Below are 22894 nucleotides of genomic sequence, written 5' to 3'. Positions count from 1 at the left end.
CCGTCGCGGCCCGGAAGGGGCACGCAACGGGCGGGCGCCATTGTCGGATCAGAAGTCGAGGTTGGCGACGTTCAGTGCGTTCTGCTGGATGAATTCGCGGCGCGGTTCGACCACGTCGCCCATCAGCTTGGTGAACAGATCGTCGGCCTCTGCGATGTCGTCGACCTTGACCTGAAGGAAGGTGCGCGCATCCGGGTCCAGCGTGGTTTCCCACAGCTGTTCCGGGTTCATTTCCCCCAGACCCTTGTAGCGCTGGATCGACAGGCCCTTTTCGCCCTCGGCCAGGATCGCCTTGAACAGGTCGAGCGGGCCATAGATCATCTGGCGCTTTTCCTTGCGGACCAGTGTCGCGGGCACGCTGTAGATCTCTTGCAGGGACTTGGTGAAGCTGCCGGTGCGGCGCGCCTCGCCCGACCGCAGCATCGGACCGTCCAGCGTGCGGACTTCCTCGACGCCGCGCAGGATGCGGGCCAGGCGGATGCCGTGATCCTGCGTGATGCGCCCCTGCCAGCCACGTTCGTATTCCAGCGCGATCAGGTCCAGGCGGGCGGCAACCTGTTCGGCAACGCCTTGCAGGTCGGCGTCGATCGCACCGGGCACGAAGGCCCCGGCGATGGCCGCCTGTTCCAGGATGTGGCGCGGGTAATGCGTCGGGAAGGCATCCAGAACGCGGCGCAGCTGGCGCGCCTCGGCCACGACGCGCTTGAGGTCCTGCGAACCGAGTTCGTTGCCGTTGCCCAGTTTGAGCACGGCCCCCTCGACCCCGTGATCCATCAGGAAGTCGTCCATCGCGGCCTGATCCTTGAGGTAGACCTCGGACTTGCCGCGCGACGCCTTGTAGAGCGGCGGTTGCGCGATATAGAGGTAGCCGCCGGTAATCAGCTCGGGCATCTGGCGGTAGAAGAAGGTCAGCAGCAGGGTGCGGATGTGCGCGCCGTCGACGTCGGCGTCGGTCATGATGACGACCTTGTGGTAGCGCAGCTTTTCGATGTTGAACTCATCGCGGCCAATGCCGGTGCCGAGCGCCATGACGAGGTTGCCGATCTCCTGGCTGGAGAGCATCCTGTCGAAACGCGCCCGCTCGACGTTGAGGATCTTGCCGCGCAGGGGAAGTACCGCCTGCGTGCGCCGATCCCGGCCCGTCTGCGCGGAGCCGCCAGCCGAGTCGCCCTCGACCAGGAAGACTTCGGTCTTGGTCGCGTCTTTTTCCGAGCAATCCTTGAGCTTGCCGGCGAGGAAGTTCACATCCAGCGCCGATTTGCGCCGGGTCAGTTCGCGGGCCCGACGGGCGGCTTCGCGCGCCTGTGCGGCCTCGACGATCTTGCCGATGATGATCTTGGCCTGCTGAGGGTTTTCTTCGAACCACTCGGCCAGTTTCTCGCCCACAAGGGATTCCACGGCGGGGCGCACCTCGGACGAGACAAGCTTGTCCTTTGTCTGGCTCGAGAATTTCGGGTCGGGTACCTTGACCGACAGCACGCAGGTCAGGCCCTCACGCGCATCGTCGCCGGTAAAGCTGATCTTTTCGCGCTTGGCGATGCCGCTGTCCTGGGCGTATTTCGTCATCGTCCGGGTCAGGGCGCCGCGAAAGCCCGCCATGTGGGTCCCGCCATCGCGTTGCGGGATGTTGTTGGTAAACGGCAGCACCATTTCGTTGTAGCTGTCGTTCCACCACATCGCGACCTCGATGCCGATATCGTCCCGTTCGCCCGTGATGAAGATCGGTTCGGGAAAGACCGGCGTTTTCGACCGGTCGAGGTACTTGACGAATTCCTTGACGCCACCCTCGTAGTACAACTCGGTCTTCAAGGCTTCGGCGGGGCGGTGATCTTCCAGCGTGATGCGCACACCGGAGTTCAGGAAGGCCAGTTCGCGCAGGCGTTTTTCCAGCGTGTGGTAATCGTATTCGAGGTTGGAAAACGTCTTGGTCGACGACAGGAATCGCACCTCGGTGCCCTGTTCGCCGTTCGCGTCGCCGGTGACGATCAGCGGCGCGACAGTGACGGAATCCTCAAAGCGCACGTAATGCGCCTTGCCGTCGCGCCAGATCCGCAGTTCCAGCCAGTCGGACAGGGCGTTCACGACCGAGATGCCGACGCCGTGCAGACCACCCGACACCTTGTAGGAGTTCTGGTCGAACTTGCCGCCCGCGTGCAGCTGGGTCATGATGACCTCGGCCGCCGAGACGCCCTCTTCGGTGTGGATCGTCACCGGAATGCCGCGTCCGTTGTCGCGCACCGAAACCGAGTTGTCGGCGTGGATGATCACCCGGACAAAGTCGGCATGGCCGGCAAGCGCCTCGTCGATACCGTTATCGACAGCCTCGTAAATCATGTGGTGCAGACCCGAGCCATCGTCGGTATCGCCGATGTACATGCCCGGGCGTTTCCGGACGGCATCCAAGCCCTTGAGAACCTTGATGGAATCAGCGTTATACTCAGGTATGTTCGGTTGGGCCTCGGCCATGCGTGTCCCCTTTGGAATTTCTTGGCTCAACCTAAGCTCTCGTGGGGGGAATGTCACGCGTATGACACAAGATTCAGGGGCGCCGCAGCGGTTTTCCCCGCATTGGATCCTGACCCGTCATTTCGGTGCCCGGGCGACCGTGGCAGCGCCGTCAGGCAAAGGGAATGACCAGGCCGATACAGACCATCAGACACCCGGCAAAGATGTTCGTCCGGCGCATCGCGCTGCCCGAGGTCAACAGCCGCCGCACCCGGCTGACCAGCCCGGCCAGCAGCAGGTTGCCGACCAGCGGAACGCCCATCGAAATACCGACAACCGCGGCGATATCCCAACCGGTGACACGCGTCAGGTCGAAGAAGCCGGGCAGGATACCCATGTAGAACAGGATGGCCTTGGGGTTGCCCGCGATCGCGGCCAGCCCGGCCAGGAACCCCGCCAGCCTGCCGGGGCGGGTCAGGCGCCCGTCGCTGGTGATGCCGCGGTCGGGTTTGCGCAGCAGGGCCAGCCCCATGAACAGGAACATCACGGCCCCGACAAGGCGCAGCACCAGCATGAACCCCTCAATCTGCCCCACCACCCAGGACACCCCGAGGATCGCCAGAAGCGGCCAGAGACCGTCCCCGATCACCACCCCCAGGGCCAATGGCCAGGCGGCGCCGAACCCGCCGGACAGGGTGCGCGCGGCCAGGGCCAGCCAGACCGGGCCAGGGGTCAGGACCATGATGAACATCGCCCCGGCATACAGCGCCAGTTCCGCAAGTGAGACTGTCATCCGGGGGCTCTCAGGTCTTGGGGATGGTCAGGCGGCCGGCGTCGTCCAGCGGCCAGAACGGGTTGTGCGCCAGTTCCCAGACGTGGCCGTCAGGGTCGGCGTAATACCCTGAATACCCGCCCCAAAAGACCTCTTCGGGGGCTTTCAGGGCAACCGCCCCGGCCTGCATCGCCCTGTCCCAGGCGGCATCGACAGCGGCGCGGTCGGCCATGTTCTGGGCCAGGGTGATCGCGCCGGTTCCCAACGCGGCACCTGCGCGCCCCTGATCCTTGGCCAGATCTTCCAACCCGAACAGACCCAGCCCCATGCCGTCCATCTGGTAGAAGGCAACGCCGGGTTGCTCTGCCGTGACGGTCCAGCCAAGCGCGGCGTAAAAGGCCCGGGCGACCGACAGATCGGCGACGCCCAGGGTGATCAGCGTAACGCGTTGCGGGGTCATGTGGCGGTGTCCTTCTGCTCGGCACGGCTTTCGCCGCCCTGTTCGGTAACGTCGAGGTACTGCGCCCGATCGCCCAGTTCACTGAACAGCTCCGGCCCGGTGCCGGTCATCCAGGCCTGCGCGCCAAGGGCCGAGATTTCGTCATAAAGCGCGGCACGACGGCCTGCGTCAAGGTGGGCGGCAACCTCGTCCAGCAGCAGGATGGGCGGCGCACCGAAATCGCGGGCCAGGCCGCGCGCATTGGCCAGGATCAGCGACACCAGCAAGGCCTTCTGCTCTCCGGTCGAGGCATCGCGGGCCGCGATCCCCTTGGTGGTCCAGAACGCCTCCAGGTCGACGCGGTGCGGCCCGATCAGGGTACGCCCGGCGGCCATGTCGCGCCGCCGGCTCTCCTGAAATGCGACCAGCAGATCGGCTTCGGTCGCCGGCAACTCGCCCTCGGGGTGGGTCAGCGACAGTTGCGGCGCGGGAAACGCCGTCTCGGCCTCCTCCGTCGCCTCGGCAATCAATTGCAGCGCTTTCAACCGGTTGAGCCGTATCTGCGTCCCCGTTTCGGCCATCTGCCGTTCCAGGGCCAGGTACCACGGCTCGTCCCGCACCATGTCTTTCAGCAGGCGGTTCCGCTCGCGCATGGCCTTGTCATAAGCCAGCGTCGCATCGGCATGACCGGGCACGAAACTCAGCACCATGCGATCCAGGAACCGCCGCCGCCCCTCGGCCGCCTCGGTCCAGAGGCGGTCCATGCTGGGCACCAGCCACAGCACCCGCGCGATCCGGCCAAGCGCGACCTGCGGCGCTGCCTTGTCATCGATGCGCAGGGTGCGCGACTGTCCCGCCTCGGCCAGCATCTCGACCTCGTGCATCTGGTGAAGCGACCGCAGCACACCGCTCAGCTTCCAGCCCAGTCCCTCTGGGCGGCGCACCATCTCCTCGGCCGCGGCGCGGCGCAGCCCGCGTCCGGGCGAAAACATTGAAACCGCTTCAAGAATATTGGTCTTGCCGGCGCCGTTCGGCCCCCAGATCGCCACGGGACGGGCATCGACGCGGATCGTGCCGCGCTTCCACGACCGGAAATGCGACAGCTCCAGCCGGGTCAGACACAGCTCCGCCAAACCCGGACTCCTTCCCGTTTCCCTGTTGAAAATATCCCCGCCGGAGGCATCGCCCGGAACGGGCGATATTACACGCGCATCGGCATCACGACGTAGACCGCGCTCAGGTCATTGCCTTCGCGCATCAGCGTCGGATCCCCCGATGAGTTGAACATGAACACCGCGTTCTCGCGATCCACCTGGCTGGCGATTTCCAGCAAGTACTTGGCATTGAAGCCAATTTCCAGATGCTCGTCAGAATAGGCGACGGCAAGCTCCTCGTCCGCCGCGCCGCTGTCGGGGGCGTTGACGGACAGGATCAGGCGATCCTCGTCCAGGCTCAGCTTGACGGCGCGGGAGCGTTCGGAACTGACGGTGGCGACGCGATCGACGGCCTTGGCAAACTCGGCCGCGTCCACTTCCAGACGGCGGGTGTTATTCTGCGGGATGACCCGTGAATAATCCGGAAACGTCCCGTCGATGACCTTGGAGGTCAGGGTGATCTGCGGCGTGGCGAATCGCACCTTGGTTTCCGACACCGACACGGCGATCTCCATGTCGTCGTCATCCAGCAGCTTGCGCAGCTCGCCCACGGTCTTGCGCGGCACGATGACGCCGGGCATGGCCTCGGCGCCTTCGGGCAGCGGCGCGTCGATACGGGCCAGGCGGTGACCGTCGGTGGCCACGCAGCGCAGCGCGCGCCCTTCGTCGCCATCGGCCACGTGCATGTAGACGCCGTTCAGGTAATAGCGGGTTTCCTCGGTCGAGATGGCGAACTTGGACTTGTCGAACAGCCGGCGCAGCACCGGCGCCGGGGCGCTGAAATTGGAGCTGTATTCCGACGAGGCCATCACCGGAAAATCCTCTTTCGGCAGCGTCGCGAGGTTGAAGTTCGACCGCCCCGCCTGCACCATCAGGCGCCCGGCAGTGCCGTCATCCGACAGGGTGACCATCGCGCCGTCGGGCAATTTTCTGACGATTTCATGCAGGGTTACGGCGGAAACCGTGGTGGCTCCGGCGCGTTCGACCATGGCCGGGGCCTTGTCCACGACCTCGATATCCAGATCGGTGGCGCGGAACATCACGTCGTTGCCCGTCGCCTCGATCAGCACGTTGGCGAGGATCGGAATCGTATTGCGCCGCTCGACAACCGATTGGGCCTGCGACACCGCCTTGAGCAGAGCCGCGCGTTCGATGCTGAGTTTCATGGCTTTTTTCCCTGTCCCTGTCGTGGTCCCGCCGGGCGCACTGCTGCCGGGACCGAAAAGCTACCCGTTTCTACAGTCAGCACAACGGGTATTTGCGCATTTTGCCGCTTTGCACCAGCAGGTGTCATCAAGGCGCGGCCATAAAACAACAGCCGCGCCCCATGGCGGGCAAATCCCCTGCCGATGCACGCCGAACCGACCGGCGCCAGGGCGCTGATGCGGGGCGCTGATGGGGGGGCGGGGCGGCGGCGGGTGACATCTGCGCAGGTTAACGGCCCTCTGCTGCACCGCACCACCGTGTCGGTACCGTTTCAGTGGCGCCAATGGCCGAATCGCCTGGGTTGCGTCGGTTAACTGGGGAAACCGCGGAAACGGCACGTCGGTGCTTGCGTCGGTATTCGAACGGTAACCGGGCGGTGCAAAAACAGGTGCCGCACAATCGTTAATGCCCCGTCCGCGCCGCGAATCGCCGATCCGGCCGGGCAGGGAAAGGCGGCGGCCTTTCGCCACGCGGCGGACGCAGGCGGAGAGCGCCATGCAGAGGAAAGGCCAGAGCGTCAGGCCAGAGAGGGGTGAGGCCAGAGAGGGGTGGGCGCGATCGCGGTTCGCTCAGCCCTCGGGCACGGCGATGACCGAAACATCCTGTGCGACCATGTTGGCAAAGGCACCGGTTTCCATGAAGGCGATGTCGCAGGCATCGCGGCCCACGGCGATCACCACCAGGTCTTCTGGGGTGCACATGCGGGTCGAATCGACCAGGTGCCACGCCCCGTCGAGCCAGACCTGCGCCACCGCGTGAAAATCCGGTGGCGTCACGCCGAGGCCATAGACGGCGGCATAGCGGGCGGGAATGTCGGCGGCGCGGGCCAGCGCGCAGACCATATGGGCATAATCACGGCAGACGCCTTCGCGCGCGGCGAAGGTATCGAGCACGGTGGTGCCGGCGTGCGAACTGCCGGGCACGTAGGTCATTTCATCCGCAACCCAATCGCGAATGGCGGCAATCTTGTCGCCGCCGTCAAGATAGCCGAACTGGCGATCCACGAAGGAGGTGAACAGGTCGGACTGGCAGAACCGCGACGGGCGCAGAAAGGTGATGACGCTGCCGGGCAGGGTTTCACGGGCGGCGGCCTGCAAGCCCGCAAGCGGGATGTCGCTGCGGGTGACATCGACCAGCGCGCGATAGTGCAGGCGCATCACCTCGCCCCCGACCCGCGCCCAGACGCGCTGGCCCAGCCCCTCTTCTCCGTCGACCCACGACAGGGTGGCGTTCTGAACGTCGAGCTGTTGATCAATCACGATCTGGCCATCGGTGTCGGCGGCCTCGATCGTCAGAAAGACCATCGGATCCTCGAGCTGATATTCCATTGTGACGTCGATATTGAGGCGCATGTGCAGAATGGTCCTGTCGGCGGGAGAGGGCAGGGAAAGGCGCGGCGCAGTCGGGCCATGCGGGCGGCCCTGTCCGGGTGAGGTAAGGCGAAGCACGGGCAAAGGCAAACCCGACGCTGGGGCGGCGCCGGGTTTGCGGGAAAACGGGGGTATGTCGCGGCTGCGGGGGCCGATCAGGCCTCAAGCGAGCGGCGCAGCATTTCCAGATCGTCGGCAATCTGGGAATCCTGCGACATCAGCTCTTCTATGCGCTTGACGCCGTGCATGACGGTGGTGTGGTCGCGCCCGCCAAACCGGCGGCCGATTTCGGGCAGGCTGCGCGAGGTCAGTTTCTTGCACAGGTACATCGCCACCTGACGCGGGCGGGCAAAGCTGCGCACGCGCTTGGGGCCGATCATGTCGGACAGGCGGATGTTGTAGTGTTCCGCGACGCGGCGCTGAATTTCCTCGATCGTGAGCTTGCGATCGGAGGAGCGCAGCACGTCGGACAGGCAATCCTGCGTCAGGTCCATGGTGATTTCACGGCCCACGAGCGAGGCGAAGGCGAAGAGGCGGGTCAGCGCGCCCTCAAGCACACGCACGTTGGTCGAGATGCGATGCGCGAGGAATTCCAGAACGCCGTCGGCCACGACAAGGCCGGGATGCTTGATGCGAAAGACGTCGACCTTGGATTGCAGGATGCCGAGGCGCAGTTCGTAATCGGTGGGGTGCAGATCGACGACAAGGCCCGAGCTGAGGCGCGAAGAGATGCGCGGCGGCAGGTTCTTGATCTCGTTCGGGGCGCAGTCGCCCGACAGGATGATCTGTTTATTGTGTTCGATCAGGGCGTTGAAGGTGTGAAAGAATTCTTCCTGCGTGGAATCCTTGCCGGCGATGAACTGGACGTCATCGACCATCAGCACGTCGACGTTGCGGAACAGGGATTTGAAATCCATCATCTTGCGGTCGCGCAGGGCCTGCACGAAGCGGTACATGAACTGTTCGGCGGACAGGTAGACGACGTTCAGGTCGGGATTGCTGGATTTCAGTTCCCAGGCGATGGCGTGCATCAGGTGGGTCTTGCCCAGACCGACGCCACCATAAAGGAACAGCGGGTTGAATTCGACCTCGGCCCCGGAGGCGACGCGGCGCGCGGCGGCATGGGCCAGTTCGTTCGGCTTGCCGACGATGAAGCTGTCGAAGGTGCAGCCGGGATCCAGCGGCGCGGGCTGGAGCATCCGTTCCTGCATCGAGCGGGTGTCGGCATCATAGGTGCCGGCGCGGCGCGGTGCGGCGCCGGGCGCCGGGGTCGGGGCCGGAGCGGTGTCGCCGGTGTCGTTGACGGTGGCGGCGCGGCCATTGGCGGCGGCCATCGGGGCCGGGGCATTGCGGCGCGCAACGGAAAATTCGATGCGCCGGACATTGTCGGGCAGCGCGCCCATCTCGCCCAGGATCACGTCACCGAAATTGCGCTGAACATAGGTGCCCGCATAGGTGGAGGGCGCGGAGAGGGTGGCAACACCATCCTTCAGCGAATCCAGCTCCAGCGGTGCAATCCAGTTCGTGAAGTTATGCTCTCCGACTTTCTTGCGGAGATTGTCCTTAAGTTCGCCCCAACTCATCGTCGCCATCTTATTCTCTTTTGCCCCTGTGCAGCATACGTCAGTGCCCTTTTGCGCGCCCGGTGCCGGGACTGTCTCACTGTGCCCTGGGACAGGCAAAGACGTACCGATCCGTTTCGTTGCCGAGACGAAACAGGCGGCAGGCCGGTTGACCGGCTACAATTGGTCAAAGATCTGCATCCGGGTCGGGCATCGTAAAAATGCCGTGCCGTAAGACGCATGACCAGTCGTCAGTGCTTGGACATTGCCGATAGTGGCAGCGCACGAAAACCCCAGTTATCGTGCCCTTATCGGCGTGCGGAACAGGTAGAACCGCGATGCCCCCCCAAGGCGAAGTGACTCGCAAGTTCGAAGGTATCAACTGTGACGGGACGCTTACAACCGCACAACGTGCTTGACTCAAACTCTTGCCGAAAGGAATCGCAGAGCTGTTGCACAAGCGCCCAGACATAAAAAAAGGCGCGGCCGAAGCAGCGCCTTTTCTTCGATCAGTTGGTCGGAAAAATTAAGCGATCGCTTTGACGCGCGACGACAGGCGCGACATTTTCCGGGACACGGTGTTCTTGTGGTAGACGCCTTTGGTCACGCCACGCATCAGCTCGGGTTGAGCGGTGCGCAGGGCGGTTTCGGCGGCAGATTTGTCACCCGATGCAATCGCTTCTTCAACCTTGCGAAGGAAGGTGCGAATGCGCGAGCGGCGCGCTTTGTTCACGGTCAGACGTGCATCTGCCTGACGGGCGCGTTTCTTCGACTGAGGCGAGTTGGCCATATTAGTATCGTCCCATGTTTTGGGTTCGGTGAATTCTTGAAGCTGGGTCTCTAGAGGCGAGTCGCCTCCGAGTCAACAGGTGTGGGCGCATTCTTTGCCCTCTGGTGGCTTTTTACGTGCAACGGGCGCGGTATGCCATGGGACGCAGAACTGCCTGTTTTTGCCGCGACCGGCCGGACCGGGGGCCGGCCGGCTGACTCTCATGCGCGACTCGGGGCGGTTTCGGGCCGGTAATTTGTGACAGGTGGCGTCGCACCGCCGATGGGAAAGATCAATTTGTTTACGTACGAGAATCGCTTGGCTAGATTTTCTGTCGATCGGGCACCGACAGGGCGGTGCGGCAACGAGTCTCCCGGTCAGCCACACCCCCTGCAGGAACGGGGCGCCGGAGAGGACAATGGCCGAAGCCTACGACATCATCGTGATCGGTGCCGGCCTGTGTGGCCTGGCGGCTGCCAGCGCGCTGGCGGAACGGGCCCGCGTGCTGGTGCTGGAGCGGGAACCGCAGCCGGGCTATCATGCGACGGGCCGCGGAACGGCGGTGATGCAGTTCAACCAGGGATCGCAGGTGGTGCAGGCCCTGACCCGCGCATCGCTGGCCGAGCTGTCGGGCCATTATCGGGAAATCGAGGATCTGCCGCTGCTGGCACCCCGCGGATTGGTGCGGGTCGCCCGCGCTGATCAACTGGACCAGCTGCACCGCTTTTTCGACACGGCGGGGCCCAAGCCGCTCTGCCGTTGGCTGGACAGCGAGGAGGTCAGGCTGTGGGTGCCGATCCTGCGGCCCGGATATGCCGCCGCCGGTGTCCTGGAGGCCGAGGTGCGCGACATCCACGTCGGGCGGTTGATGGCGCTGCATCAGGCGAGGATGGAGGCCCGCGGTGCCCGCCTGGTCTGTGGCGCAGAGGTCACGACGCTGCTGCGCAGGACCAACGCGTGGCAGGTCGCCAGCGAGGCCGGGACCTATCAGGCGCCGGTTGTGATCAATGCCGCCGGGGCCTGGGCGGGGCAGGTCGGTGCGATGGCAGGGGCCAGCCCGCTTAGCCTGACACCGAAACGGCGCACCGCGCTATCGCTGTCCGCGCCGCCGGGGGTCGACGTGGCGGGCCTGCCGATGGTTGCGGATATCGATGCGTGCTTCTTTCTCAAGTCCGAAAACGGCCGGTTCAAGGGAACGCCCGGCGACGACACGCCCTGCCTGCCCTCTGACGCGCGCCCGGCGCCGCTGGACGTGGCCAAGGGGGTGGATCGCCTGATGGCGGCGTTCGATCTGAAGATCGGCCAGCCGGACGCGGTCTGGGCCGGGCTGCGCACCTTTGCCGCCGATGGCAATCCGGTCTGCGGTTTCGACCCACGGGCGCAGGGGTTCTTCTGGCTGGCCGGGCAGGGCGAAACGGGCATCCAGACCGCGCCTGCGCTGTCGCGCATCGCGGCGGACCTGGTCGAGGGGCGCATTGCGCCCGCAGGCAGGCACCCGGCGGTGCCGGGCCTCGACCTGGCGGACCTGGCGCCGGAGCGGCTGTCGGCCAGTTTCGCCTGACCGGCCGCGCCGCGCCCCCCCCCGATAGATCAGCGGTCGCGGAACTGCGCTTCGCGTTTCTCCAGAAAGGCGGTCATGCCTTCGTTCTGATCCTCGGTCGAGAACATCGAGAAGAACAGGCGGCGTTCGAACAGCATCCCTTCGGTCAGGGTGGTCTCGAACGACCTGTTGACCGATTCCTTGACCGCCATGACCGTGATCATGCTTTTTTCCGCGATCTTGTTGGCGGCGCCCATCGCCTCTTCCATCAGCTTCTTGGCGGGAACGACACGCGACACGAGGCCCGCGCGCTCGGCTTCCTCGGCGTCCATGAAACGGCCCGTCAGGTTCATGTCCATCGCCTTGGCCTTGCCCACGGCGCGGGTCAGCCGCTGGGTGCCGCCCAGCCCGGCAATGACGCCGAGGTTGATCTCGGGCTGGCCGAACTTGGCGGTATCGGAACAGATGATGAAATCGCACATCATCGCCAGTTCGCAACCGCCCCCCAGGGCATAGCCGGACACGGCGGCGATGATCGGCTTGCGAATCCGCGCGATGGCCGCGGTTTCCGCCCCGAACAGATCGCCCATGAAGACATCGACAAAGCTCTTCTCGGACATCATCTTGATGTCGGCGCCGGCGGCAAAGAATTTCTCGGTGCCGGCAATCACGATGCAGCGCACCTGCGCATTCTTCTGCGCGGCCGTCAGCGCATCGGCCAATTCCTCCAGCAGGGTATCGTTGAGGGCATTCATCGCGTCCGGCCGGTTCAGTTTCACCAGGGCGATGTGATCTTCTATTTCGACGATGATCGTCTCATAGGCCATGGGGTCAGGATCCCTTTGGTTAAGATTTAGTCCCGATTCCCTAACACTTTGCGACCCCGGATCAAGTTATCTTTGCGCGCCGTCGCGTTATCGCTGGCACTGCGGGCAAAAGAAGCTCGACCGTCCCGATTGCACGACGCGCTGGATCGGCCTGCCGCATGTGGGGGTGCGACAGGGATCGCCCTCGCGGCCATAAACGTCGAAGCTGTGCTGGAAATAGCCCAATTCCCCGCTGGCCTGGCGAAAATCGCGCAACGACGATCCCCCCGCCTCGATCGCCTCGCCCAGCACATCCCGGATCACCGGCACCAGCGCGGCCAGCCGCCGTGTCGCAATCCGGTCACAGCGGCGCAACGGCGATATCCCGGCGCGAAACAGCGCTTCGCAGACATAGATGTTGCCAAGCCCCGCCACGACGCGCTGATCCAGCAGGGCCGATTTCACCGGTGTCCGCCGCAGCCTGAGGGCCTGTGCCAGGTATGTACCGGAAAAGGCGTTGCCCAGGGGCTCCGGCCCCAGCCCGGCCAGCAGCTTGTGCGCCTCGGCCCCTGCCGTCGCCATCAGGTCCATCGACCCGAAGCGACGCGGATCGTTGAAGGTGATGCGCGCGCCATTGTCCATGTCCAGCACCACGTGGTCGTGCTTCGCGGCCAGCGGGTGCTCATGCACGAACTGCCCCAGCGGATCGCCCGATACGGTCATCCGACCCGACATGCCCAGGTGAACAAGCAGGCTCTCTCCCCCCGACAGATCGGCCAGGATGTACTTGGACCTGCGGCGCAACTGCAGAACCCTCTGGCCCTGCAGCCGTGCGGCCATTCCTTGGGGAAACGGCCAGCGCAGATCGGGCCGGTTGACGGCGGCCTGCGTGATCACCGCACCCTCCATCGCGGGCGCCAGCCCCCGGCGCACGGTCTCGACCTCTGGTAGTTCCGGCATGTGCTCTCCCGGCAGGCCCGCTGCCATTCTCGTGGTCTCTACAGGTTTCCCTGTTGCAAATATCCCGGGGGTCGCGGGGGCTGGCCCCCGCGCGGTTCCACGCAGCCCGGCTCGACAAAGGACAGCACACCGGCAGATGGCCCCCTTTCCGCCTGTCGCGGCCCCGTGCCACATGCACGCATTGCAGCGACGGCCCAGCACCCTATAAGGAAGGGCACAGCACAGATAAGCGCAAGAGCCATGAACGAAAAGACCACCCATTTCGGATTCAGCGAAGTCCCCGAGGACGAGAAGGCCGGCCGTGTGCAGGGCGTCTTCAATTCGGTTGCCTCGAAATACGACGTCATGAACGACGCGATGTCCCTCGGGATTCACCGCATCTGGAAAGATGCGATGATGGACTGGCTGGCCCCGCGGCCCGGCCAGCAGCTGCTGGATGTGGCGGGCGGCACTGGCGACATTTCGTTCCGGTTCCTGAAGCGCGCGGGCTTCGGCCATGCCACGGTGCTGGACCTGACCGAGCCGATGCTGGTCGCGGGCCGCAAGCGCGCCGAGGCGGCGGCGATGGCCGACAGTCTCGACTGGGTCACCGGCGATGCCATGGCGCTGCCCTTCCGCGACAACAGCTTCGATGTCTACACGATCAGCTTCGGCATCCGCAACGTCACCCGCCCGCAGGACGCGCTGGCCGAGGCTTACCGCGTGCTGCGCCCGGGGGGCCGCCTGATGGTGCTGGAATTCAGCCAGATCCCCACCCCGGCGCTGCAATGGGCCTATGACCGCTACAGCTTCAACATGATTCCCGCGATGGGCCAGCTGATCGCCAATGATCGCGACAGCTATCAGTACCTCGTCGAATCGATCCGCCGTTTTCCCGACCAGGAGACGTTCCTGCAGATGGTGCGCGACGCGGGCTTTGAAAACGCCAAGTATCGCAACCTGACCCTGGGTGTTGCGGCCCTGCATTCGGGATGGAAAATCTAGATCATGCGCGGACCGCACAACATCTGGCGGCTGGTGCGCACCGGCGCCACGTTCGAGCGTACCGGCGCGATGGGCGTTATCCTTGATGCCTACCAGGCCCCGCCGCTGCTGCGCCTTGCCGCGCGCATCCTTGGCTGGCCGTTCCAGTTCCTGGGGCTGAAGGGCGATGCGGCGATGCCGCCCGTGCCGCGCGCCCTTCAGGCGCTGGGCCCCGCCTATATCAAGTTCGGCCAGATCCTGTCGACGCGCCCCGATGTCGTCGGCCCCGAGCTGGCGCTGCAATTGCGCGTGTTGCAGGACAAGCTGCCCCCGTTCAGCCAGCAGGCCGCCCGCAACGCGGTCGAGCAGGAGCTGGGGCAACCGCTGGAGTCGATTTATACCGACTTTTCCGCCCCGGTCGCCGCCGCGTCGATCGCGCAGGTGCATCGCGCCCGCCTGGCCGAAACCGGCGCCGATGTCGCGGTCAAGATCCTGCGCCCGGGTATCGAACGTGCGTTCCGCCGCGATGTCGATGCCTTTTACCTGGCGGCGTCGATCATCGAGGGGCTGTCGCCGTCGTCGCGCCGGCTGCGCCCGTCCGAGGTGATCAAGCATTTCGAGGGCGTGGTGAACGCCGAGCTGGACCTGCGGCTGGAAGCGGCCAGCGCGTCGGAATTTTCGGCCAATACCCAGGATGACCCCGGATTCCGCCTGCCCGCGATCAACTGGATGTATTCGACACGCCGCGTCATGACGATGGACTGGGCCGAAGGGGTGCCGCTGGGCGACAACGACGCGCTGGACGCCGCCGGCCTGAACCGTGCCGTGCTGGGTGAACGGGTGCTGACCCTGTTCCTGAACCACGCGCTGCGCGACGGGTTTTTCCACGGGGACATGCATCAGGGCAACCTGAAGGTTTCGCTCGACGGGGATATCATCGCCTATGACTTCGGCATCATGGGGCATATCGACGAATACACACGCCGCGTCTATGCCGAGATCCTCTATGGCTTCATCAAGCGCGATTACCTGCGCGTCGCCGAGGTGCATTTCGAAGCGGGCTACGTGCCCCACGACCGCGATGTCGACGAATTCGCCCGCGCCCTGCGCGCGGTGGGAGAGCCGATTTTCGGCATGGACGCCACGCGGATTTCGATGGGCCGTCTGCTGAGCTATCTGTTCGAGGTCACGGAGCGTTTCGGGATGGAGACGCGGACCGAGCTGATCCTGCTGCAACGCACGATGGTGGTGGTCGAGGGGGTGTCACGCTCGCTCAACCCCAATATCAATATCTGGCAGGTCGCCCAGCCGGTCGTCGGCGACTATATCCGCAAGAGCATCGGGCCGCGCGCCTTGCTGCGCGATCTGGGCCGCACGGCGCAGGTCATGGCCCGCTTTGGCCCGCGCCTGCCCGGTCTTGTGGAAAAGGCGCTGAGCCAGCAGATGGCCGAAACGCCCCCGCAACCGCAGCGTACCTGGCGGACGCGGATGCTCTGGGGCGGCGGTGGTCTGGCGCTGGGCCTGCTGGTGATGCTGCTGGCCGAAAGTTTCTGATCAGGGTCGCGGCGCGTGGTCAGCCCGCGCCAAGGTCGCCAGTTCAAGCGAGAGCGGCAAGTTCAAGAGTGGCCGCGCGGCGATCCGCGGCGGACCCGGATGCCGCGCGGCTGAGGCAATAGGCCGCCATCCTTGCGTGAAAGAACGGCGCCAGCGCGTGATAGCGCGCGACGACCTGCGCATCGCCATAGGCCGCCAGAAAGTCCGCACGCGCCGCCGAATCGAGCGGTTTGCCGAGATAGAGCAGCCCCATCGCCGGCGACAGGAACGTCGCCAGATCGAGACAGGGATCGCCAAGGGCCGGACACTGCCAGTCGATCAGTCGCAGACCGCTTGCGGAGATCACGATATTGCCGGGCACCGGATCGCCATGGATCAGCCGGGGCGCGACCGGGGGCAGCGTGACATCGGGCAGCGGCGGGCAGTGCGCACCGGGTGGCAACTGGGCCGCGATCTCGTCCCGCAGGGCATCGGTGCCGTTCGGGCCGCGGCGCAGGCCTGAGGGGGCCGGCAGGCCGTGCAGGTGTCGCAGGAGGCGCGCAATCCGGGGGATCTCGGCCCGCCCGCCTGCCCAGGTTGGCCCGGCGATATGGCGATAGACGATGCAGGGACCCTGCGGCGTGTCGCCCGCGTGCAACAGGGTCGGCGCAATGTCGCACCCTGACAGGTGCCGCAGCATCTGCGCCTCGGCCGCCGGATCATTGGGAAAGACGGTGCAGCCACGGGCGGGCCGGAACAGCTTGACCACGCAGTCACCGTTGGGATGCGGCACGCGCCAGCTGAGGTTGCTGCGCCCCCCTGTCTGGGGTTGCCAGAGCGCGGGATCGCGGGCCAGCCCCCGTGCGAGCCCGAGGCGGGCAAGGTCGGTGGCGGCGTCAGGGCCGCCTGCGCCCGGTGCCTGCGCCCTTTGGGGCGGCCCGCTGTTGCCTGTCTGCTGCACCGTGCTGCCCCTGTTGCCTGCCGCCCCGCATACCTAAAAGCTGCGCGGGCAGGCAGCAAGGTGTCAGGCGCCGGGCTGGCGCAGCCCCGAGATTTCCGAACTGGGCAGCATGGTTCCCGACGTGGTGACCAGCATCGTCTGACCATCGACGATGCGGGCTTCGCTGACGCGGGAATAGCTTTCGACCACATCCGTGCCGAGAAGGGCACCATTGGCGTAATTCTCAAGCTCGAAGGTATAGGTGCCATGGGGCAGGGCGGCACCCGACGCGGTTCTGCCATCCCATTCAAGCTGATCGTCGGACACCGGAATCGGGGCGCTGGACACGATCGTTCCGTTTGCATTGCGCACGATCAGGCGGGTTTCATCGGCACCGGCCTGCGGCGCGGGCGCGATGCTGATCGGTGACCCGGAATAGCTGGCGGGCGCGGCAGAGCGCGCGTCCATGCCCACCCAATTGGCCAGGTCCGACATGCCGGAGGAGGCGAATTGCCCCGCCAGCCCCTGAAGCAGGTTGTTCGTCAGCACCTGTTGTTCGACCGAGGAGAACGTCGCCAGCTGCACCGCGAAATCGGCGGATTCGACGGGATTCAGGGGGTCCTGATTCTTGAGCTGCGTCGAGAGCATTTGCAGGAATGTCTCGAAATCCGAGCTGATGCCGGGCTTGGCGTCGCTGTTGACGGAACTGGCGGAACTGGCGGAACTGGCTGCCGAGGCGGCGCTGGTCTGTGCCGCGGCGGTGGTTTGCGCAACGTCCATGGGAGGCTCCTTCCGAGCTTAAAGTCTGATGTCGATCTTGTCGGTTTGCTGGCCGGGCTGGCGCAGACCCCCCTGGCGCAGGCCCGATTCGGTTTGTGCGGTGGCCGCAGCCTCGGGCGCGGGGGGCGTCGGGGTAGGCCGGTCACCGGATCCGTCTGGAGCGGGGCCGTTGCCCGTGCCGCCGCCGCCAGCCCACTGGCCATGGCTGCCGCCGGTTTGCTGGCCATTGATCGAAATCTCGACCCGCTGGTACCCCATGGCGCGATAGCTGTCCTGAAGCAGGGAGATATGGCGACGCATGAGGTCCATCGTGTCGGCCCGTTCCGCGGTGACGTGCAGGGTGACGCCGATGTCATCGGCGCTGAGGCGCAGGCTGACCCGCCCCAGTTCCTCGGGGTCCAGGCGCACCTCGGTCATGCGGGCGTCGGATCGCGTATCCGGCCGGGCGGCAGCGCTGGCAATCTGGTTGGCGATGTGGCGCGCCAGGTCGCGCTGCGTGACGGCGCGGCCATCGGGCGCTGCACCGGGCATGTCGGCGGAGCGCAGGCCGGTGAGATCGCCATCAAGGCCGTCGGCGCCACGTGTCAGCGCGGGATCACCCTCTGCCGTCAGTGTAACCGGTGCCGGTTGGGCGGCGGCAGCGTTTTGCCGGGGGGCATTGCGGGGGCCGGAATAGAGCGCCGTCACGGAGACGGACGCAGTCGCAGTCGCAGTCGGTGCCGGTGTCGCAGTCAGCGCACGTGGCGCGGTCATCCGCGCGGGCGATGCGGCGGCCTGAGGTGTGGTGCCACGTCGGGAGGTTGTATCGCCGGTTTGCAGGGCAGGCGGCGGCGTGGCTTGTGCGCCGATCCGGGGATCGGTGGCACCATTGGCGCCAGTGCCGGGCGCAAGTTGCGCCATCAGGGGCGCGGTCGGGCGGGGATCGGCGGAGGGCAGCGGCTGAGCGCCGGAGGATTCGGAGGGTGTTGCCCGCGGCGGTGCCCCCTGCGCCGCGCGGAGGTCGGCAGGCGCAGGGGCGTGCTGCGCCGGCCCGGTCTGTGAGACCGGGGGCGGCGCTGAGGTCTGTTCTGCCCTGACCGCAGATGTGGTGCCGGAGGCGGAGAGCAGGGTGCGATCCCCGAAAGGCTGCTGCGCCGGGCGATTGCGCGTGGCGTCGGTGGCGGTGTCCGACGGTGCCGAGGGCCCGCCTTGCCGAGCGGACGAGGGGGCGTCGGTGACCCGAAGCGCATTCTCTCGCGGTTGGGTGCCCTGTTCGGGGGGCGATTGGCGGCTGGCGGTTTGTGGGAGGTCCTGGGCCGGTGCAGACTGGGCCGTACGAAGCTGGATATGGCCAGACTGGGCAAGGCCAGACTGGGAAATGCCGGACTGGGAAATGCCGGACTGGTTGGCGATGGGGGCCGCGCGTGTTTCACCGGAGGGATCGGCCTGCACGGCGGTGGGCGCGCCTGCGGATGGGGCCGCACCCTGTTGCACCGCCATTCGCGAGGTCGAAGCCGTGAGCGGGGCCGTTGGCCAATGCGCCGGCGGCCTGCCTGTGTGGTTGCCGACCTGGGGCGCGCGGGCGGCGGCATCTGCCTGTCTCGCCATAGGGGCGTCGTTGCTGCGCAATTGCGGGGTGGGACCAGTCGCCGCGCTGTGGCCGGACATTGCACCGGGCGGATCTGCGTAGGGAAAGGCGACCGGGTGCAGCGCGCCATGACGCGGACGGTCCGGGCCCGAGTCGGGGGGCAGGGCGCGCGGATCGCGATCGTCGGTCGCAGGGTCGGCGTCGCCATAAGTGTCGGATGTTTGGCCAGGGGCCATGCCGGAGGTCGTGCCAGCCGTTGTCCCGGGGCGTGTGCCAGGGCCGGGCGCATCGTGTGCCCCAGCCTTATCCAGCGCGTCGTCGGCGGAGGAAGGATGCGCCGTGGTGTCCGATGCAGCGTCGGTAGCGTCAGTGCGATCCGCCTTGGCGTCGGATCGCGTGCCGATCACGGGGGCAGCCGAGGGGGCAGACAGGGGGGGCGTTTGCGACTCCGACAAAGCGCTGAAAACGGCGGCAAAGCCCGGCGCCTCGTCGCGTGCGGCAGCCGTGCCCTGCGCCGTGACGCCGGGGCGGGCCCCTGTGGTCAGCCCAGACGTGCGGGCGGTGTCGGATCCGGCGGATACCTGGCGCGATAGCTGCCTGCGCGACGGTGTTTCTGCCGCCCCCGGCCCGGTGTCGCCATTGCCCTGCGGGTGTGGGCCGCCGCCCTGCGGGGTGCCGGCGGTCGTGCCTGATCGCTGATCCTGATGGGGGGGGCGATCCGGTCCGGATCTGGACGCCGCCGCGGGGCGAGCGCGCTGTGCGGCGGATTGCGCCAGGGCAGAGGTGTTGCCCGGCACCGGGCCCGTGCGGGGCATTGGGAGGAAATTCATGATGGCTCTCCGGGAGTTCTTCCGCGTCCTGGTACTATGGCCAATCACGGTTACCGCTTCTTTACCGGTGATGCTGCATTTTCAATGAACTGGATCAAATTGGAGCCTTTCACCATGACCGACAGCCTCGCATCCATCCCGCCCACTCCGCCCGCCCCGCCCCCCCGCAAGAAGGAGCTGTGGGACGCCGCGCAGAAGATGGAGGCCGCCTTTCTGTCGGAAATGTTGAAATCTGCCGGGTTGGGCGAAACCCCGGAGTCCTTCGGCGGCGGCACCGGAGAGGACCAGTTTGCTTCTTTTCTACGTGAAGAACAGGCCCACGCCATGGTGGAGGCGGGGGGAATCGGATTGGCCGAAATGCTCTATCAATCACTCCTGGAGAAAGAGAAATGACTCAAGACCCGCAACAGACCCTGATCGAAGAACTCGATAAACTTCTGGAACAGGAGCGTGAAGCGCTCGTCAGCGGAAAGCTCGACAGCCTGCCGGCATTGCTGGAGCTGAAGGAAGGGCTGATCGATTCCCTGAATGAAATGGACGGGATCGAAGCCCATCACCTGCAACCTCTCAAGGGCAAGGTGATGCGCAACCAGGCGCTGCTGGATGGCGCACTGCGGGGCATCCGCACCGTCGCGAACCGGTTTTCGACGCTGCGCAAGATCCGCCGCACGCTGGAAACCTATGACGACAAGGGGCGCAAGTCCGCGCTGGTCCAGCAACACGAAAACAAGCTGGAGAAGCGGGCCTGACCCGATCGCAATTGCATCAAATGCCGGGCACTGACTGTCCGGCATTTAGCAAACCATTAGCACCTGTAGCGCATGTTCCCCCTTGCATCCAAACGGATGGCGCAAGTTCGGGCAAAGTCCCAGATCCTGCACCCGTCAGAATGACATCCGAGCCGACCCGAAAGGGATGGTAAATTTACGGGCGTAAAGCGCCCAATCGATCAAAGGAACAATGCATGTCCAGCATTCTGACAAACAACAGCGCAATGGTCGCGCTGCAAACCCTCAAATCCGTCAACAAATCGATGGTCGGCATTCAGGGCCAGATCTCGACCGGTATGAAAGTTGCCAGCGCCAAGGATAACTCGGCCGTGTGGGCGATTTCCAAGGTCATGGAGTCCGACGTGAAGGGCTTCAAGGGCATCTCGGAAAGCCTCGCGTTGGGTGAATCGACCGTTGCGGTGGCACGTCAGGCCTCGGAAACCGTGACCGACCTTCTGACCCAGATGAAGGGCAAGATCGTCGCGTCCCAGGAAGAGAACGTCGACCGCGAAAAGATCCAGGCGGATGTCGACGCGCTGCGGGGCCAGATCGGTACCGTGGTCAGCGCCGCGCAGTTCAACGGCCTGAACCTGCTGTCGAACGCTGAAAAGACGGCGGGCAGCGGCACGGTCAACATCCTGTCCTCGCTCGACCGGTCGACGTCCGGCGTGGCTGTCAGCCAGATTGCCGTCGGCAAGCAGGACCTCGGCACCACGGCATCGGCGATCACGGGGACCGCTATCGCAACCGCGACCAACAACCTGACCGGCGCGGCAGATGCGGCGGCCTCCGCCCTGACAGGCGCGGCGACGCCGCCCACCTCGGCACTGACCGTGACCGGCGTCGAAGCCGGCTTTGGCTACTCGCTGGCGATTACTGCGGGTGCCGGTAACTATGCCGCAGTCGCGACTGGCGGTCTGAACGACATCTCCTACGTTGCCCGTGACGGGGACACGGTGACGGATGTTGCCGCGGGCCTGGCGAAAGCCTTCAACGCCTATGTTGCCGAAGAGATGGGCGATGATGTCAGCACGGTTGCCGCGACCTCTGCCGCGGGTGTCGTGACCTTCACCGGATCGTCGGTGACGGGTGACAACTTCTCGATCACAGCGAACGGTTACGCGGCTGCTGGTAACACCATCGGTGGCGGTCTGTCGGCGGTGACGGATATCGACATCACCAGCGACTCCGGCGCTGCCAGCGCGCTGACCGAGATCGAGACCCTGATCCAGACCTCGATCGACGCGGCTGCGTCCTTCGGTTCCGTTCAAAGCCGGATTGAAACCCAGTCCGACTTTATCGGTACGCTGACCGACTCGCTGAAATCCGGTATCGGCACCCTGGTCGATGCCAACATGGAAGAAGCATCGGCCCGCCTGCAAGCGCTGCAGGTCCAGCAACAGCTGGCCGTTCAGGCAATGTCGATTGCCAACCAGGCACCGCAAACGCTGCTCTCGCTGTTCCGTTAACGGATTGGCGACTGTCAGGGGCGCGCGCGGCGCGCCCCTGATGAGGTTCCCTGAAATCTCACGGCTCACTGGAAGGACTTCACGTGACAGCTCATTCTCAAGCTCTGCGGGCCTATGGCCAGGCGCAGACACCCATCCGGACGGCACGCGGGCTGGAATACGACGTATTCGCACGCATCACGCACCGTCTGATCGCGACTGCCAAGAAAGGCAGCAAGGCTGCCTTCCCCGATATCGCCCGCGCCGTTTTCGACAATCGCCAGCTATGGACCCTGCTGGCCAGCGAAGTGGTGGACGATGCCAACCAACTGCCAGCGCAATTGCGCGCCCAGATTTTCTATCTTTCCGAGTTCACACAGGCCCATAGCCGCAAGGTGCTGAAGGGAGAGGCCAATGTGCTGCCGTTGATCGAAGTGAATTCCTCGATCATGCGGGGCCTGCGCAGCGAGGGGATCTCCAAATGAGTGGTCTTGTTCTGAAATTATCACCAAAGGAACGGGTTCTGATCAACGGTGCCGTTATCGAAAACGGGGACCGCCGGTCGCGCCTGTCGATCGTCACGCCGAACGTCAAGATCTTGCGTCTGCGCGATGCAATCCACCCAGAGGAGGCGACCACACCGGTCCGGCGTGTCTGCTATGCGGCGCAGCTGGTCCTGACAGGAGATGCCGATCCCGAAGAGACGCGCCACCAGATGCTGCGTCGCATCGAGGAACTGAGCCAGATCCTGACTGACCCGGACAGTCGCGCCCTGCTGGGCGCTGCAACGGATGCCGTTATCGGCAACCAGTTCTATCAATGCCTGAAATCCCTGCGTGCGCTTTTACCGCGCGAGGAGCGTCTGCTGAACACACGCCTGTCCTGACCCCGGTCGTACCGCGGTCGGACCGGGGCCGCGTTGGCCCCTATCGTGTTCCCGCCTGAAAATTCGTCGGCCCTTGTTGCGCGGTCTTTTCTTTGCCGTGGGGGGCGACGCCATGTCCTGTCGATACCTCGATCCTGCCGGTGCCATCCAATGC

At 65.3% G+C, this 22894-nt stretch carries 21 protein-coding genes; 8 read left to right on the top strand and 13 right to left on the bottom strand.

Features of this window, described 5'->3' with window-relative positions; all coding sequences use genetic code 11:
* Positions 1-48: 48 nt before the first annotated feature.
* The 8 genes from gyrB to rpsT all read right to left on the bottom strand — a co-directional run bounded on the left by gyrB (position 49) and on the right by rpsT (position 9738).
* Complete coding sequence (gene gyrB / locus DL237_RS02730) at positions 49-2466, bottom strand: DNA topoisomerase (ATP-hydrolyzing) subunit B (protein WP_119397489.1); 2418 nt, start codon at positions 2464-2466, stop codon at positions 49-51.
* Positions 2467-2617: 151 nt separating this feature from the next.
* Positions 2618-3238, bottom strand: coding sequence for a LysE family translocator (locus DL237_RS02725; RefSeq protein ID WP_119397488.1), 621 nt, complete (start codon positions 3236-3238; stop codon positions 2618-2620).
* Between the two features lie 10 nt (positions 3239-3248).
* On the bottom strand, positions 3249-3677 hold the full coding sequence (locus DL237_RS02720) for a VOC family protein (protein WP_119397487.1): 429 nt from the start codon (positions 3675-3677) through the stop codon (positions 3249-3251).
* Positions 3674-4789 (bottom strand): DNA replication/repair protein RecF, encoded by a 1116-nt coding sequence (recF, locus tag DL237_RS02715; protein WP_119397486.1) that lies wholly within the window; start codon positions 4787-4789, stop codon positions 3674-3676. Before recF ends, DL237_RS02720 begins: the two co-directional genes overlap by 4 nt.
* Before the next feature lie 68 nt (positions 4790-4857).
* The gene (gene dnaN / locus DL237_RS02710; RefSeq protein WP_119397485.1) at positions 4858-5976 is read right to left on the bottom strand and encodes a DNA polymerase III subunit beta; all 1119 of its coding nucleotides are present in this window, start codon (positions 5974-5976) and stop codon (positions 4858-4860) included.
* 609 nt (positions 5977-6585) lie between these two features.
* On the bottom strand, positions 6586-7368 hold the full coding sequence (locus tag DL237_RS02705; protein ID WP_119397484.1) for a transglutaminase-like domain-containing protein: 783 nt from the start codon (positions 7366-7368) through the stop codon (positions 6586-6588).
* Positions 7369-7541: 173 nt separating this feature from the next.
* Positions 7542-8978 carry a chromosomal replication initiator protein DnaA gene (gene dnaA, locus DL237_RS02700; protein ID WP_119397483.1) on the bottom strand — a complete coding sequence of 479 codons (1437 nt, stop codon included), beginning with the start codon at positions 8976-8978 and terminating at the stop codon, positions 7542-7544.
* Between the two features lie 496 nt (positions 8979-9474).
* Positions 9475-9738, bottom strand: a complete 264-nt coding sequence (gene rpsT / locus DL237_RS02695) for a 30S ribosomal protein S20 (protein WP_119397482.1) — start codon at positions 9736-9738, stop codon at positions 9475-9477.
* A gap of 397 nt (positions 9739-10135) precedes the next feature.
* Here rpsT and DL237_RS02690 point away from each other — a divergent pair, with 397 nt between their 5' ends.
* Positions 10136-11278: an NAD(P)/FAD-dependent oxidoreductase gene (locus DL237_RS02690; RefSeq protein ID WP_119397481.1), complete on the top strand. Its 1143-nt coding sequence runs from the start codon at positions 10136-10138 to the stop codon at positions 11276-11278.
* A gap of 29 nt (positions 11279-11307) precedes the next feature.
* Here the strand turns inward: DL237_RS02690 and DL237_RS02685 are convergent, their stop codons facing one another.
* Positions 11308-12084 (bottom strand): enoyl-CoA hydratase, encoded by a 777-nt coding sequence (locus DL237_RS02685; protein ID WP_119397480.1) that lies wholly within the window; start codon positions 12082-12084, stop codon positions 11308-11310.
* 87 nt (positions 12085-12171) lie between these two features.
* On the bottom strand, positions 12172-13023 hold the full coding sequence (gene mutM / locus DL237_RS02680; protein WP_119397479.1) for a bifunctional DNA-formamidopyrimidine glycosylase/DNA-(apurinic or apyrimidinic site) lyase: 852 nt from the start codon (positions 13021-13023) through the stop codon (positions 12172-12174).
* 240 nt (positions 13024-13263) lie between these two features.
* On the opposite strand from mutM, the gene ubiE reads away from it, so the two are divergent.
* Both ubiE and ubiB read left to right on the top strand, forming a co-directional pair.
* Entirely contained in the window at positions 13264-14007 is a 744-nt protein-coding gene (gene ubiE / locus DL237_RS02675) for a bifunctional demethylmenaquinone methyltransferase/2-methoxy-6-polyprenyl-1,4-benzoquinol methylase UbiE (protein ID WP_119397478.1), read from the top strand.
* 3 nt (positions 14008-14010) lie between these two features.
* A complete protein-coding gene (gene ubiB / locus DL237_RS02670) occupies positions 14011-15540 on the top strand; it encodes a 2-polyprenylphenol 6-hydroxylase (RefSeq protein ID WP_119397477.1) in 1530 nt (509 codons plus the stop codon).
* Between the two features lie 43 nt (positions 15541-15583).
* On the opposite strand, the gene DL237_RS02665 is transcribed toward ubiB, so the two are convergent.
* The 3 genes from DL237_RS02665 to DL237_RS02655 form a co-directional block, all read right to left on the bottom strand.
* Positions 15584-16480 carry a phosphotransferase gene (locus DL237_RS02665; RefSeq protein ID WP_233544841.1) on the bottom strand — a complete coding sequence of 299 codons (897 nt, stop codon included), beginning with the start codon at positions 16478-16480 and terminating at the stop codon, positions 15584-15586.
* A 63-nt stretch (positions 16481-16543) separates the two neighbouring features.
* On the bottom strand, positions 16544-17239 hold the full coding sequence (locus tag DL237_RS02660) for a flagellar hook capping FlgD N-terminal domain-containing protein (RefSeq protein WP_119397476.1): 696 nt from the start codon (positions 17237-17239) through the stop codon (positions 16544-16546).
* Positions 17240-17257: 18 nt separating this feature from the next.
* Positions 17258-19636 (bottom strand): flagellar hook-length control protein FliK, encoded by a 2379-nt coding sequence (locus DL237_RS02655; RefSeq protein ID WP_147405304.1) that lies wholly within the window; start codon positions 19634-19636, stop codon positions 17258-17260.
* 114 nt (positions 19637-19750) lie between these two features.
* Between DL237_RS02655 and DL237_RS02650 the strand changes: the two genes are divergently transcribed.
* From DL237_RS02650 to flbT, 5 genes are all read left to right on the top strand, one after another.
* A complete protein-coding gene (locus DL237_RS02650) occupies positions 19751-20029 on the top strand; it encodes a rod-binding protein (RefSeq protein WP_119397677.1) in 279 nt (92 codons plus the stop codon).
* Complete coding sequence (locus DL237_RS02645; protein ID WP_119397474.1) at positions 20026-20385, top strand: flagellar export chaperone FlgN; 360 nt, start codon at positions 20026-20028, stop codon at positions 20383-20385. Before DL237_RS02650 ends, DL237_RS02645 begins: the two co-directional genes overlap by 4 nt.
* Before the next feature lie 215 nt (positions 20386-20600).
* Positions 20601-21875 (top strand): flagellin, encoded by a 1275-nt coding sequence (locus tag DL237_RS02640; protein ID WP_119397473.1) that lies wholly within the window; start codon positions 20601-20603, stop codon positions 21873-21875.
* An 83-nt stretch (positions 21876-21958) separates the two neighbouring features.
* A complete protein-coding gene (flaF, locus tag DL237_RS02635; RefSeq protein ID WP_119397472.1) occupies positions 21959-22339 on the top strand; it encodes a flagellar biosynthesis regulator FlaF in 381 nt (126 codons plus the stop codon).
* A complete protein-coding gene (gene flbT, locus DL237_RS02630) occupies positions 22336-22740 on the top strand; it encodes a flagellar biosynthesis repressor FlbT (protein WP_119397471.1) in 405 nt (134 codons plus the stop codon). Before flaF ends, flbT begins: the two co-directional genes overlap by 4 nt.
* The last annotated feature ends 154 nt before the right edge of the window (positions 22741-22894 follow it).

This window comes from Pseudooceanicola sediminis, assembly GCF_003575965.1.
Lineage (GTDB): Bacteria > Pseudomonadota > Alphaproteobacteria > Rhodobacterales > Rhodobacteraceae > Pseudooceanicola > Pseudooceanicola sediminis.
The sequence above is the reverse complement of the archived record's forward strand: the minus strand, read 5'-3'. Positions and strand labels throughout refer to the sequence as shown.

Excerpts from the sequence above, each read along its gene's own strand:
- gyrB (WP_119397489.1), bottom strand. The coding sequence starts at position 2,466 with ATGGCCGAGGCCCAACCGAACATACCTGAGTATAACGCTGATTCCATC.
- ubiB (WP_119397477.1), top strand. The coding sequence starts at position 14,011 with ATGCGCGGACCGCACAACATCTGGCGGCTGGTGCGCACCGGCGCCACG.
- DL237_RS02650 (WP_119397677.1), top strand. The coding sequence starts at position 19,751 with ATGACCGACAGCCTCGCATCCATCCCGCCCACTCCGCCCGCCCCGCCC.
- dnaA (WP_119397483.1), bottom strand. The coding sequence starts at position 8,978 with ATGGCGACGATGAGTTGGGGCGAACTTAAGGACAATCTCCGCAAGAAA.
- flbT (WP_119397471.1), top strand. The coding sequence starts at position 22,336 with ATGAGTGGTCTTGTTCTGAAATTATCACCAAAGGAACGGGTTCTGATC.
- dnaN (WP_119397485.1), bottom strand. The coding sequence starts at position 5,976 with ATGAAACTCAGCATCGAACGCGCGGCTCTGCTCAAGGCGGTGTCGCAG.
- DL237_RS02690 (WP_119397481.1), top strand. The coding sequence starts at position 10,136 with ATGGCCGAAGCCTACGACATCATCGTGATCGGTGCCGGCCTGTGTGGC.
- DL237_RS02685 (WP_119397480.1), bottom strand. The coding sequence starts at position 12,084 with ATGGCCTATGAGACGATCATCGTCGAAATAGAAGATCACATCGCCCTG.
- DL237_RS02655 (WP_147405304.1), bottom strand. The coding sequence starts at position 19,636 with ATGAATTTCCTCCCAATGCCCCGCACGGGCCCGGTGCCGGGCAACACC.
- DL237_RS02725 (WP_119397488.1), bottom strand. The coding sequence starts at position 3,238 with ATGACAGTCTCACTTGCGGAACTGGCGCTGTATGCCGGGGCGATGTTC.
- DL237_RS02660 (WP_119397476.1), bottom strand. The coding sequence starts at position 17,239 with ATGGACGTTGCGCAAACCACCGCCGCGGCACAGACCAGCGCCGCCTCG.
- DL237_RS02645 (WP_119397474.1), top strand. The coding sequence starts at position 20,026 with ATGACTCAAGACCCGCAACAGACCCTGATCGAAGAACTCGATAAACTT.
- ubiE (WP_119397478.1), top strand. The coding sequence starts at position 13,264 with ATGAACGAAAAGACCACCCATTTCGGATTCAGCGAAGTCCCCGAGGAC.
- rpsT (WP_119397482.1), bottom strand. The coding sequence starts at position 9,738 with ATGGCCAACTCGCCTCAGTCGAAGAAACGCGCCCGTCAGGCAGATGCA.
- mutM (WP_119397479.1), bottom strand. The coding sequence starts at position 13,023 with ATGCCGGAACTACCAGAGGTCGAGACCGTGCGCCGGGGGCTGGCGCCC.
- DL237_RS02720 (WP_119397487.1), bottom strand. The coding sequence starts at position 3,677 with ATGACCCCGCAACGCGTTACGCTGATCACCCTGGGCGTCGCCGATCTG.
- DL237_RS02705 (WP_119397484.1), bottom strand. The coding sequence starts at position 7,368 with ATGCGCCTCAATATCGACGTCACAATGGAATATCAGCTCGAGGATCCG.
- DL237_RS02640 (WP_119397473.1), top strand. The coding sequence starts at position 20,601 with ATGTCCAGCATTCTGACAAACAACAGCGCAATGGTCGCGCTGCAAACC.